Genomic DNA, 12,422 nt, shown 5'->3' with positions numbered 1-12,422 from the left:
AGCCGAGTTCGTCCGACATCAAGAGAGCGGTAGCCTTTTTTAATATAAATTTTTCCTGCTCCAGGCGTTTCACCCGGGCTTCCAGTTCCTGAATACGCTGCTGTTCCGGTGTTAGCGCTTTGGATGCAGGCGTATGTCCACCTCGCTCTTCCTGTAACTGTTTAACCCAGCGACGTAGGGCTGACTCGCCCACATCAAGAGCTTGACAAGCCTCTGGAACACTGTAGTTCTGGTCGACAACTAAACTGGCTGCCTCCAACTTGAACTCAGGAGTAAAACTTCTTCTTTGTTTTGTCATTGAACACCTCTTTGGAGGACATATTACCTCCTTAAATGGTGTCCGGGATCATTAAACCACTACACTCCTGTTCTAACTTAAAAACTATTTTTATAGGTACTTCCTTTTCAAGGAGGAAATTTCTCATTCTCTTCCATTGTTCTACAGGGGAAACAACCCTATGTATTGTTTGATCAAGTAAGGTTACCCAAGCGTCTGAGTCAACATCTTTGGTTAGTGTGAAATCTGCTAAAGAAAAGAATTTGTTATAAGTGGCGTCAAACTGCTGCCCGGTATAAGCAATAACGACCTTTTCGGGATAACTATTTTTTATTTCCTCTATGATATGGCCACCTTCATATTTAGAGCCGAATTTCTTCCCTACTCCTTTGATATCACATATAACTACGGGGTAGTCGCTAACAGCTTTTATATCCTCAATATCATTCAGTACACGAATATTGAAGTTGTGGTTTCTAATAATATTCTCGTACTCAAGTCCCTGGTCATCAATGCATAATATCGACACAGAAGATCGGTCAATATTTCTTGTCTGAGAGATAGCTTTCAATTCAGACAGCGCTCTAGTTTTACCTAATATAAACATTTACATCCTCGATCTTTAAGATGACTACTCGCATAACAGTGTCTTTTATGAAAAAAGTCGCTTCATAATTCGGATTTATATTTTTCAAGTATCTGTTTATTAATAAAATCGTGATTAATTTTATTAATAAATAGAGCCAGAAATGTGATCTTGGCTGGAAAAATAGAGACGACTTTTTATTATTCATGAAACATTCCATTTTTTCTGAATCGAGATTAACCCTGACTTATTTTGTGTTTTATGGCAATAGCTTAGGATACTAATTGAATAGCGTTTTAGGTGTTAGACCAAAGACAGGGATGATTAAGACGCTGAAGAGAATAAAAAAGCATCTAGTATCTAGCTAGATGCTCTAGTTTCAGGTTTATCTATTAATAATGCTCAACAATATGGGCTGCTCTATGAGAGCTAAGAACTACTTTTCGTCAGTGAGTTATAGCATTCTTGGCAGAACATCCGTTTGACCATTTTTATCCTGCAAACGGTGTTTAAAAGCCCCAATCATATGCAAGACGATCAGTGCTAATAATACATAGGCACTGTATGCGTGTAATGTACCAAGCAAATGGGATACATCGTCATTTTTCGGAAATATCTCAGGTAAATGTCCAAAAAAGAAAAATGGAACACCATCACTTTCGGTGAAAGTCGACGACATTGAATAACCTAGTATTGGGGTGACAATCGTCAGAAGGATAATTAAGCGATGTACAGCATGTGAAAGTAACGTTTCCCAACGCGTTAGGGTTTCTGGTGTCTGTGGCAAAATACGGCGATTTTTCCAACGGATTGCTAGATGGACAATGGCCAGAAGCCAAACCAACACACCGAATTGCTTATGATTGCTATAGAAAAAATCGAAAATCTTCATTGGTGTGGTTTCCTCAGGAAGACCAGTCATATACCAGCCGCTGAGTATTAGCCCCAAAATGAGGACCGCTCTCGTCCAGTGCAATAACCGCATTGATAACGGGTATTTTGGATGGGCAAATGTTGTATCGCTGCGCATTGTTATTACTCTTTTATTGTCGTTGATTGTAGATTAATTGCCGCCTGAATATGGCGATTGTAAATAACTGAGTTTCTATTAGAACGTGACTGAGCTGCTAGTTTTTCTCTAATCGCGATTGGACTATATACATTCCATCATGCAGATATAGTTATATGTTTTTTCGGTGATCACACTAATAACTAAGTGCACAAAGTATCAGATAGAGGTAAAGCGGCAAAGGTTCGTGATCTTGTAGATCTCTGGATCACACTTGGTTTTGCATTTAACAGCGTTCGTTAAGCTGTTTAAGTGCCCCACTCCTTCAGTTTGCTTAGCTTATTCCAGCAAAACAAATTGGAGTCGCAGAAAACATAAAGCCAAGCTGATGCTTGGCTTTATGTGTTACTGATTATAGCGATGCTCTGACACAATTATTCTTAGTTCGTTGGGCTCACTTTTTCCCATTGAGCTTGACCACCGCCCCAATAAGCACGACAAGGATAAGGAGCATTTGTGCCATAACAGTTATCAGCGCGGAAGCTACTGAAATCAAACTTATAGCCTTTTTCTTCCATGCAGACATGAAGAGGAGCGATCTTGCTATTAGGTAAATCAGCTCCTCTCTCTAGGTCTTTCCCATAACCACACTCTTTCATGTCTTTTTGGGTTGTTTTCATATCACTACCTCGTTTAGACCACGCTTCCCAGAGAGGGTCAGGAACGACCTTATACATAGAACAACCCGCCAGACTACAAATAAAAATAGTGATAATAATTCTAGAAAAATACATCATTTGATACCTCCATGTATCGTGGTTTTGGAAAAAAAACTACTTGGGTAAATTGAATATAATCAAACATCACAAAAATATAGCTTTGGATAACGTTTACACTTTTCTGTATTCAAAATGCGTTCTCGGGATTGGGGCTGACATGCATCTACATAGGCCTTTTTCATGCAGTACTCACTATTAAGTCGTCTGTTAGTTTCTCGTTTAGGCACGGGTAAATCACAAGCGGGTATCGGATCATTCTCACATGGTGAAAAATCCCCAAGAAAAGTAAAGCCATCATCAAGCATGCAGCGTTTGATTAATAACAACTTACCGTTATATTCTTCAGGAGTTAATGTCTTCATTAAGGCATAGTTTTTTGACATCCAGATATCACTGGAACCACATTCTAAAAGTGCCTCATCACGTTCTTGACGTGTTATATCACCTTTTTTCCAGTTCCAATTATTTAGGATGCTTAATTGGTTTTTATACAATTCAAGAGAAGGGATCTTGTACCTCTTAACATAAGCTTCATCAATTTTTGGTTCAACTAAAACAAACTGATTATTATTCTGACAGGCTTCTCCCTCACATGAGGAAGAACGACCATAGTGACCACAACCACTTAAGACTAGTATAAATAACAATAAAAAAGAGTATTTCATCACTTGTTCTTCAACATCCTTGTTTGATTAATGCCTGGCACTAAATAAATTACCTTTTGTTCTCAGACTTATCCTCAAATGCTAAAAGCTCATTGGCTTATTAACATCAGCACTTAAACATCACAATAATATTCCTTTGGATAACGCTTGCATTGTTCAGTGTTGAGAATTCGTTCTCGGGATTGAGGCTCACACTCCGTTAGATAAGCATCTCGAATACAATACTCACTATCAAGCCGTCTTTTTATATCTCTTTTTGGAACAGGTAAATCACAAGCGGGTATCGGATCACTCTCACATGGCGAAAAATCCCCAAGAAAAGTAAAGCCATCATCAAGCATGCAGCGTTTGATTAATAACAGCTTACCGTTGTATTCATCGGTTGTTAGTGTTCGCATTAGAGAGTAGTCACCCGACATTTTGAAATCACTGACACCACACTCTAATAATGCTTTTCTAATATCGCCTTCGACGTATCCTTTTCTCTCCCATTTTGCATATACCGTAACTTCTCGATTATTAATCAATAAAGGTAATGACGGAACATTAAAACGTTTGGCATAAGCCTCATCATATTTTGGTCCAACTAAAACAAACTGATTATTATTCTGACAGGCTTCTCCCTCACATGAGGAAGAACGACCATAGTGACCACAACCACTTAAGACTAGAATAAATAACAATAAAAAAGAGTATTTCATCACTTGTTCTTCAACATCCTTGTTTGATTAATGCCTGGCACTAAATAAATTCCCTTTTGTTCTCAGACTTATCCTCAAATGCTAAAAGCTCATTGGCTTATTAACATCAGCACTTAAACATCACAAAAGTACGCTTTGGGATAGCGTTTGCATTGTTCAGTGTTGAGAATTCGTTCTCGGGATTGAGGTTGACAACGTGTTAGGTAAGCATCTTTTATACAGTACTCACTATTAAGTCGTCTTTCAGTTTCTCGTTTAGGCACAGGTAAATCACAGGCGGGTATCGGATCACTCTCACATGGTGAAAAATCACCCAGAAAAGTAAAGCCATCATTCAGCATACAGCGTTTGATCAGTAGTAGCTTACCGTTGTATTCGTCAGGAGTTAATGTCTTCATTAAGGCATAGTTTTTTGACATCCAGATATCACTGGAACCACATTCTAAAAGTGCCTCATCACGTTCTTGACGTGTTATATCACCTTTTTTCCAGTTCCAATTATTTAGGATACTTAGTTTATTTTTATATAACTGTAGTGATGGAATCTTGTATCTCCTGACATAAGCTTCATCAATTTTTGGTTCTATAAGAACATATCCGCCAGTTCCATTTTGGCACTCATTTTTTCCTTTTTTTTCACAATCTTGTTGCTGATATAAAGAGCCACATGCAGTTAAAAATACATAAAAGAACAATATAAATATTTGTTTTTTTCTCATTTCTTTAGCACTTCCTTGTTATTACTTGCTCGTATTAAGATAAATTTAGCTTTCCCATCGGGACTATCTTGCCAATATTTCTTACTGGCACCATTAGGCTTTCCATCCCCGTAACTATTATGCACGGTGACATCAAAAAAGATCGATTTCAGTCCTTCGATAAGACTGGTACTACCATCAGGAGTAGTGCCACCAGTAGCCTCATTACCACCAATTAAAGTACCAACAAAATCGTCTTTGTGAACTTGTGCATAAACCCTACCATTCTGATCAGAGTTTTTATTTAATAAATCTGCCATCTGTTGATTGTTAAATGCTGACCCGACTGTATAAATATTTACATATTGCAGAATTGAACTTTCGTTAACATTTCTTTTATCTATTACTACCAAAGCATTACCCGTAGTCATTGCACCTCGACTATGCACATCGATAATTAATCCTTCTTTACCATAAGTCCCCATGACATTAATATTTTCCTTAACAGCATTAGTGAGACCAACTCCTTCACTTTCCAGGAATTTCTGGTAACCAGCGATCATTAACTCCGACATTGCATTATTGGCTAATGGGAAATCAATCAAATAGTCTGATTGATGATTTTGAACTGCCAGTTTTTTAGCATCATCTACTGAATTAAACATGCCGTTATTAAAAACATGCACCTTATTATCTTTACCGGGCTTTAAGTGTTGCTTTTCTTCTTCAGTTAATTTTTTCCATACAGCTTTATCATTTTCATCTTTAATCACTTCACCATTCTCATCACGCATCACTTGATAGTAGTCGACCTTGGTAAGAAACATTTTTCTAAATGCTTCATCGGTAAATGCAGTGGCGACCTCATAAACTAACTGTCTAGAGAGTTGCTCTGCTTCGGCCTTATCTTTAAGGGGTTCTATATCAGCTATATTTAATTTTCGGTGAGTATTTTGGGTATTTCTGTTGATATCGGTAAGCGTTTCTTCAGCTGTTTTCCCGTACACAGCTAATTGTTTGTCAGGATCGGTTAATGTGATCTCGGCAGGAGCGATTGCACTTATTGTTGAACTTGCATCATCAACATTAGCTTCGCCTGTATTGCTTAAATTCTGGGCCACACTTTTTAACATGCCATATTTTCCAGAGAAGGCATCAGAGCTAAGCCTAAAGCCTTGTTGGCTCACCTCAGCACTCATTGCATTTTGTTTATCTGTAGTGTGTAAAGTAGCCGTGGTGATTTGGTTCTTATCTGCCTGTGCCTTGCTATCGATAATGGCAGCATCCAACTCGCTATGAGCACCTACATTAATATCAAAGCCCTCTTGCCCAGCCATAATGGCGGTTTGCTCATTTACGCTGAGATAGTCGCTATTCAATTTTTGAGTATTTTGATAGAGATTGAATGATGATGTAGCCGTACCGATACCAATGCCAACCCCGCCTCCCGAATTGGACTCTTTACCTTTTAAATAATGACTGTCCTGCAAGCTGGATAAAATTAAGTTGTTACCGACATCAATAGAAACTTTTTCTCCTTTGGCTTGTGCACCAATTAAACTGAGATCATTACCTGTCGTTAGCGATAACGCTTTTGCTGCAGTTACATGGCTATTTTGATAAAACACACCATCACTATCGGTTTTGCCTTTTCCTTTGCTCATAGCCATATCAAGACTCAAACCTGTATTCTCACCAATACCCAAAGATAAGCCAAAGCTGGCACTGCTTGATGACATTTTGGTATTTTGCTGTTGCGTATTTTGACTGGCTAAAATATTAATATCGTTGGCAGCATTAATAGTGATATCACCATCCGCTAAAATATCGCTACCTGAAACAAGCACATTCTTATCTGTTGCCGTTAAACGCACATTTTGACCTGCTCGAATTGTGCTTGCTTGTGAGGTTTGTGATTTAGTCTCGGTTTGGGTTTTACTTTCTGACTTGCCAATACTGATGCTTATTTTTAAACCTGAAGAAGATAAGGCTTCATCAGCTTTGCCTTCATTGATCAGATTTAAGGTGTTCTCGCCCATTTCAACGAGTTGCTTAGATTGAACATAGGCAGTGATACCATGTAGAACACGATTTTTCTTTTTATCATCTTCAACACTTCCCAGAGCATGCTCATAGGCCTGGGTGGCGACTGAAATAGCTGGCGCTTTCAGAGATAGTGACAAACCGCTTTGTGAAAATTCCGTTACCTGCTTCGTCTCACTACTGTCATAAAGGCTCGTGATGTTGATATCCTTTGCCTTAACGTCGATATCACCTTTAGCTGAAATCAGATCACTATTTTTTTGATGAAAGGCTTCTCCAGCAACCATTGAAATATCACCGTTTAAAGCACCAATAGTTGACTTATTATGGAGCAGTTGCTTAATGTCAGTTTGCGTGTTCATTTTTCGAGTGCCGATACTAATACCAACACCACCTGTACCTGAAATCCCTGATTTTTTCACTTTTATATAATGCGACTCAGTAAATAATTGCTTTGCAGCTGTGATATTAATATCTTTTGCTGCATTCAATTGAATGCTCTCATCAGCCAGAATCTGGCTCCCTTTCACATTAATATCCTTAGCGGATTCAACTGAAATATTTTTTGCTGTTAATGAAGAAGCGACTGACGTTTGCTGGTTGAACATATCCCTTTGCTCTTTCTTTCGAGAGCTAAACCCGCTTGAACGTTTAGTATAGGTGGCAATATCTGATTGATAACTCGCTTCGCCATTGTCAACATTGACCTCTTTCGCAGCTAGTTCAAGATTACCTTGTTGAGAGTTAATATCTGCAGCGGTTAATTGTAAGTTATTGCCAGCCTTCAAGCTGACATCACCATTTGTTCGAAGTGATGTGCCCCTATCTGTTTGCTGATGCATCTTATTAAAATCACGGGCATTTAATATGCTCAGGTTAGTTTCTGATGTTTTGACTGTACCCAGAGTTAAATTTTGTCCGGCGGCTATCTGCGTCAAGCTTTGCTCTCCTGACAAATTGATATTCACCGCATTTAGGGCGACATCACGCTGGGCATTTATAATTAATTTGCCCGTTTCATCAGACACATAAAGATTAGCGTATCGCTTAATATTATCGCGTTCGAAATGGCTGTTAGCTTGCTCCTGTTCACTATGTGTCATTGAGCTGGTGATGTTTATATCGTTATCAGCAGAGAGTGAAAGTGAGTTATCAGCTGATAATGTGCCACTGTCTATGGAGATATCTGTCGCATTTACTGCAATGGATTGACCTTGAACATCCCCGCCACGTTGCTGATAATGTTCACTAGACACTGAAACCGTCTTTTTACCTCTGATACTGGCAGAATTAAATGTCTGCCCTTCCACTTCAAAGGTCACCTCATTACCTGCAAGCAAACCACTTTCGGGTACCAAGTCATCTTTTTCAGGTTTGATATACACCTTTGGAATAAGGGCAGTGATCACCTCACCATTATCCAATGTCACCTCTGTATTCACTAACCAAACAATATCAGTTGTTAATTGGGCGACTTGTTCATCTGTAATGGCAACACCAGGCGTTAACTGAAGTGCTTCTGCCACACTCACACCCGCATCCATCAATGCCATAAACTGTGTTTGTTGGTTCTGGTATTCACTTAAGTAAAGATGCCCGGTTAACTGAGCAATCTGTTCAGTAACTAATCGTTGCTCGATATAACCATCACCCAAACGTTTCATCGTATTAGCCGGGTCAAAGGCGAGTTGCTGCAACATATAATCTGAACTCAACCAATCTTTGTAATCCAAAAACTGTGGATCTGTTTCAATATAAAATTGAGTCGGATTGTTGAGCAGTTTAAACATGGCGCTATTAATGATTGGAAGCGTCATATCCTGAACTTTAGTCAGGCTTTTGATATCAGCATGACTATCCTCCAGCAGACTCACTCCTAAATTAAACTCGGTGTTTTTAGTTGCCGGACTGTAGGGGGCGATATGACCAAAATCGAGTTCTTCATCATTTCCATCCCAGTCTCTGAACTGACGTGTGCCGCTATAACTGACTCTTTTTTGTCCCGGTGTTGCAGTGTTTTGCAGGCTTCCTCCTGTCACAGCCAAGGTTTTACCTGCCACAATTTGACTATCGCTATTAAGTACATCGCCTTTGAGTTGGATATTACCTGCTGCAATGATTTTTGCTGGAGAAGAACTGATAATGTGCGTGCTTTGCGTCGTAGCCGTGTAGTCGTAATAGGTATAGTCTTCGAAATTACGAATGTAATTGCCGTTCTCATCGGTAAAAGGCTGTCTTTCGACATTATGATTATTGATTAAGGGAAAACGGCTGACATCATATTTCTGTGCCCATCCTTCAGGTTGCACTTCAATGATCCGCTCAATACTATCTGTCACCCATTCAGTGCTGATCCCAGCATTAAGATTTTGTAGTTCATCAGCGTTTATCGAAATATCACCTGACGCTTCAATCCGACCGCCTGAATTAGTGACCTGATGAGCTGATGTCAACGCATCACCAGTAGAGCCTCCAGAAATCTGTATATTTCCCTGGCTGACGATTTCAGCATTCTCATCATTGAATAAAGTTTCGGTCGATATCGATAGGCTGTCTCTGGCAGCAATGACTGAATGATTATTCAGTGTTGTTGTATTGAAAGTGCTGTCATCACCATAGATACGTGCGTCTGGCTGATTGTTTAATGTCTCAGCATCTATAAGCAACTGATTGACATTAATTAACCCCTTATTTTCTATCGTTGAGTTCGCCCGTATATCTAAATTACCTGAGATAATTTCACTAGACTCGGTGTTTTGCAGCTCAGCCATTTCCATGTAACTCGCGGCTTCAGACTTAATCGCTCCTGTGTTTATCAGGCGACCATCTGTTGTCAAAGTCAAACTTTGCCTTGCTGTTATCTCTCCAGATTGTTTAACGCCAACACCCTCTTCTGTGCCGATTAAACGGATTTTGCCAGCATACATGCCGCCGATCTCACTGACATCCATACTGAAGTTCGGTTTATCACCATCAGTATCGAGTTTAGCTACGATATCGTTAGTGGCACTAACCCGGTTCTTTCCTGTGATCACAGTGAGATTATTTGCCCAAATATCTGCATTGACTGACACGGCTCTGGCCATCAAATCGGTATAGGCTGTGGCGCTATCATCCAAACCTGCACCATGAATGCTGATATTGCCTGTTTCCACCTGAAAACCGTCTAACTGACCATTATTCATAATGGCACGACCAGTCGTTAAGGTACTTCTGTCCGCATTAATAAAGCCACAACCATCACAACTAATACCGGCTGGGTTGGCAATCACCAGCTGTGCTTTGCTTCCGGCTACTTCCATCGGCCCGTTCAGAAAACTTGGATTTTGTGAGTTTACTTCATTAAGAATAATTCGGGCTGAACCACCTGCTAATAGACTGTTGCCTTGTACCCAACCTGCCAACGTTGTCTGTACATTACTGGCACTATTATTAAGAATCGCACCATTTTTACCAACATCGAACTGGCTATATTTATTTCTGGATACCCCCGCCGAACTTGGAGTCTGAATATTGACTTGTGGCAGGCCATTTGCTGTTTGCGTAATGATGGCCTGTTGATTAGCCGGGGCTGAAGAGTCGACTACAATCCCAGTAGCTAATGCATTAGCACCATAAAATGATGTTCCACAAAGTGCCACTGAAATCAGTATGCTTAAATAATTTCTGTTGAAGCGATCATCCATGATCATATCTCCCTGAATCCGTTCAGTATTGATAGCTCAAATTAAAACCAAGATGCCGTCCATCCATAAAACCGTCTGGTTTTGAAAGTGATTTTCCTGCAAACACATCATAAAAAAGGCCCTTCCATTGACCTCTAAATCCGACAACGGCCCCTGCCAAGGTTTGTCCTAATAGAAATTTCGCTGAGGGGCCACTCACATGACCGACATCAACGCCAGAATAAAGCTGTTGCTGTCCTGGCAAAGGAAAGCTGATGGTATTACGACTAAGCCAGCCGCGCTCAGCAGATAAGGATTGTTCACCATCAAATCCTCTTACAGTGTATCGGCCTGCAATAGAGAATCTGTCCTGAGGAACCAGTGGCGTTTTATTCCATTGAGCCTGCCATTCTGACCGCAACTGAATTTGATAATCCCTTAATTGAACAGGCATTAACCAGTTGATATACGTATTAATAATTTTCGGTCTGGAAGTACCTTCACCAAAGGCTTCTTCTGGTGCAGCAATAGCCTGAAATGCACCTGTTCCCCGTTGATATGAAACACCTGCATCAATAGTGGCTGTGCCGAGATAACGACGATAATCAACACCAGCAATCCAGCCAGCGCTTTTTCTGCGTTGAACCTCAATTTCAGTATCATCAATAAAGTTCTGTGAACGCCGATGATAGCCAGTCAATGAAAAGGTTAATTTCGACAACTGATCACGATACAAAACCCGGCTCAGAGCAAGCTGCTGTCTTTCACTCTTTCCCTGATAAACATAGACTTGATTGAGTCCTGCAACACGCTGATCGTATTCGTATTCACTGTTGGTAAATGCGAGCAGCCAGTAACCGAAAGGAATAGAAATATGAGCCGTTTCCCCATGGCTACCACCGACATTATCTTTGCCACCAAAATCTTTGTTTTTACTAAGATAAATAAGGTCATTGAGCCCTAAAACATTATCTAAAGATAAGGTGGCTGAGCCTTGATAACGACCTGTCGATTCATAACCACTATCATCGAATGATAATGTCATCCTGAATGGCTTGGATTGCTGGTAATCAAATATCAACTCACTATCGCCTGGCTGAGCGTTTCTCGTATCATCCGGTTTGATATCAATATTGGTATCTACTGTAGGGATACGTTTCATATTCTCCATCGCTTGCTCAAGATCTCTGACATTGAGCAAGTCACCTTCACCGCTTGGTAAAGCGAACCAAAGTGTTGATTTACTCACCGAGTTATCCGGAGCAACAGCACTAATACGCCCTGGTATCAGGCTATAAACTAAGTCACCTGAGTTTAGGTCCTGGGGTTCTATCAAGACCCGAGTAGTAATAAATCCTTTACTAATAACACTGTTTTGTAGCTCAGCCTGGAGTTGATTGATAGCATTAATACCCAGACATTTACCTAGAAGATCAGGGTGTTTATGAAGAGTTTCTTTAATAGCGAACTGAAATTTGGATGAGTCATCCCCCACTAATGAAATGTGCTCAATGACAAAACATGGCTTTTCATCAAATCGGATGACATTGCTATGTACTGGCTTGTCGCTTTCTAATCTAACGTCCGGTTCATGTTCTTGTTGTCTGCGTAGCGCCTCTAATTGCTCTTGTTGACGCTGTTCTTTGAGAGCATCAATTTCAGGCAATGTTTGAGCAATAACGGCTACGCTCAAAAAACACAGACATAGAAAAAAGCAGCATATGGCTATATGCCGTAAAGATTTTAATACTGACATCGCGATTAAACGCGATAAATAGCTAGGTAAAAATAAGAATAAAATTGATTCATGCAGACAGTCCTCCGTGACTATATAAATTCTATTACCGTGCGATCCATGCACTGAGGTACAAATTTAATAAAATCCAGAGCCGTTGACTACATCTATCGATGCATAATATTGCAGTTTTGTGACAACCCTCACAAGGAAAATAGTATGCGTTCAAATTTTCTATTTTTCAGAGCAACGAAAGATTTAATA

The 12,422-nt window shown here is 39.9% G+C and carries 8 protein-coding genes and 1 pseudogene; all 9 read right to left on the bottom strand.

Annotated features, from left to right (window positions below; translation table 11 throughout):
• Positions 1-298, bottom strand: a pseudogene (locus BM232_RS12140) (transposase); the annotation flags it as partial.
• Positions 299-329: 31 nt separating this feature from the next.
• Entirely contained in the window at positions 330-884 is a 555-nt protein-coding gene (locus tag BM232_RS12135; protein WP_091715101.1) for a DNA-binding transcriptional response regulator, read from the bottom strand.
• 433 nt (positions 885-1,317) lie between these two features.
• Entirely contained in the window at positions 1,318-1,893 is a 576-nt protein-coding gene (locus BM232_RS12125) for a cytochrome b (protein WP_091715099.1), read from the bottom strand.
• A gap of 419 nt (positions 1,894-2,312) precedes the next feature.
• Positions 2,313-2,669 carry a hypothetical protein gene (locus tag BM232_RS12120; RefSeq protein WP_091715098.1) on the bottom strand — a complete coding sequence of 119 codons (357 nt, stop codon included), beginning with the start codon at positions 2,667-2,669 and terminating at the stop codon, positions 2,313-2,315.
• A 59-nt stretch (positions 2,670-2,728) separates the two neighbouring features.
• Positions 2,729-3,316 (bottom strand): hypothetical protein, encoded by a 588-nt coding sequence (locus tag BM232_RS12115; protein WP_091715097.1) that lies wholly within the window; start codon positions 3,314-3,316, stop codon positions 2,729-2,731.
• Positions 3,317-3,429: 113 nt separating this feature from the next.
• Positions 3,430-4,017, bottom strand: a complete 588-nt coding sequence (locus BM232_RS12110) for a hypothetical protein (protein WP_091715095.1) — start codon at positions 4,015-4,017, stop codon at positions 3,430-3,432.
• Between the two features lie 113 nt (positions 4,018-4,130).
• Positions 4,131-4,736, bottom strand: coding sequence for a hypothetical protein (locus BM232_RS12105; protein ID WP_091715093.1), 606 nt, complete (start codon positions 4,734-4,736; stop codon positions 4,131-4,133).
• On the bottom strand, positions 4,733-10,444 hold the full coding sequence (locus BM232_RS12100; RefSeq protein WP_177207327.1) for a two-partner secretion domain-containing protein: 5,712 nt from the start codon (positions 10,442-10,444) through the stop codon (positions 4,733-4,735). The genes BM232_RS12105 and BM232_RS12100 overlap by 4 nt, the downstream gene beginning before the upstream one ends.
• 22 nt (positions 10,445-10,466) lie before the next feature.
• Entirely contained in the window at positions 10,467-12,116 is a 1,650-nt protein-coding gene (locus tag BM232_RS12095; protein ID WP_177207326.1) for a ShlB/FhaC/HecB family hemolysin secretion/activation protein, read from the bottom strand.
• Between the last annotated feature and the right edge of the window lie 306 nt (positions 12,117-12,422).

It is taken from the genome of Methylophaga sulfidovorans (genome assembly GCF_900114205.1).
Lineage (GTDB): Bacteria > Pseudomonadota > Gammaproteobacteria > Nitrosococcales > Methylophagaceae > Methylophaga > Methylophaga sulfidovorans.
The sequence above is the reverse complement of the archived record's forward strand: the minus strand, read 5'-3'. Positions and strand labels throughout refer to the sequence as shown.

What these genes read in the sequence shown, in the direction of transcription:
- BM232_RS12110 (WP_091715095.1), bottom strand. Translation starts at nt 4,017, where the DNA reads ATGAAATACTCTTTTTTATTGTTATTTATTCTAGTCTTAAGTGGTTGT.
- BM232_RS12120 (WP_091715098.1), bottom strand. Translation starts at nt 2,669, where the DNA reads ATGATGTATTTTTCTAGAATTATTATCACTATTTTTATTTGTAGTCTG.
- BM232_RS12100 (WP_177207327.1), bottom strand. Translation starts at nt 10,444, where the DNA reads ATGGATGATCGCTTCAACAGAAATTATTTAAGCATACTGATTTCAGTG.
- BM232_RS12135 (WP_091715101.1), bottom strand. Translation starts at nt 884, where the DNA reads ATGTTTATATTAGGTAAAACTAGAGCGCTGTCTGAATTGAAAGCTATC.
- BM232_RS12105 (WP_091715093.1), bottom strand. Translation starts at nt 4,736, where the DNA reads ATGAGAAAAAAACAAATATTTATATTGTTCTTTTATGTATTTTTAACT.
- BM232_RS12125 (WP_091715099.1), bottom strand. Translation starts at nt 1,893, where the DNA reads ATGCGCAGCGATACAACATTTGCCCATCCAAAATACCCGTTATCAATG.
- BM232_RS12115 (WP_091715097.1), bottom strand. Translation starts at nt 3,316, where the DNA reads ATGAAATACTCTTTTTTATTGTTATTTATACTAGTCTTAAGTGGTTGT.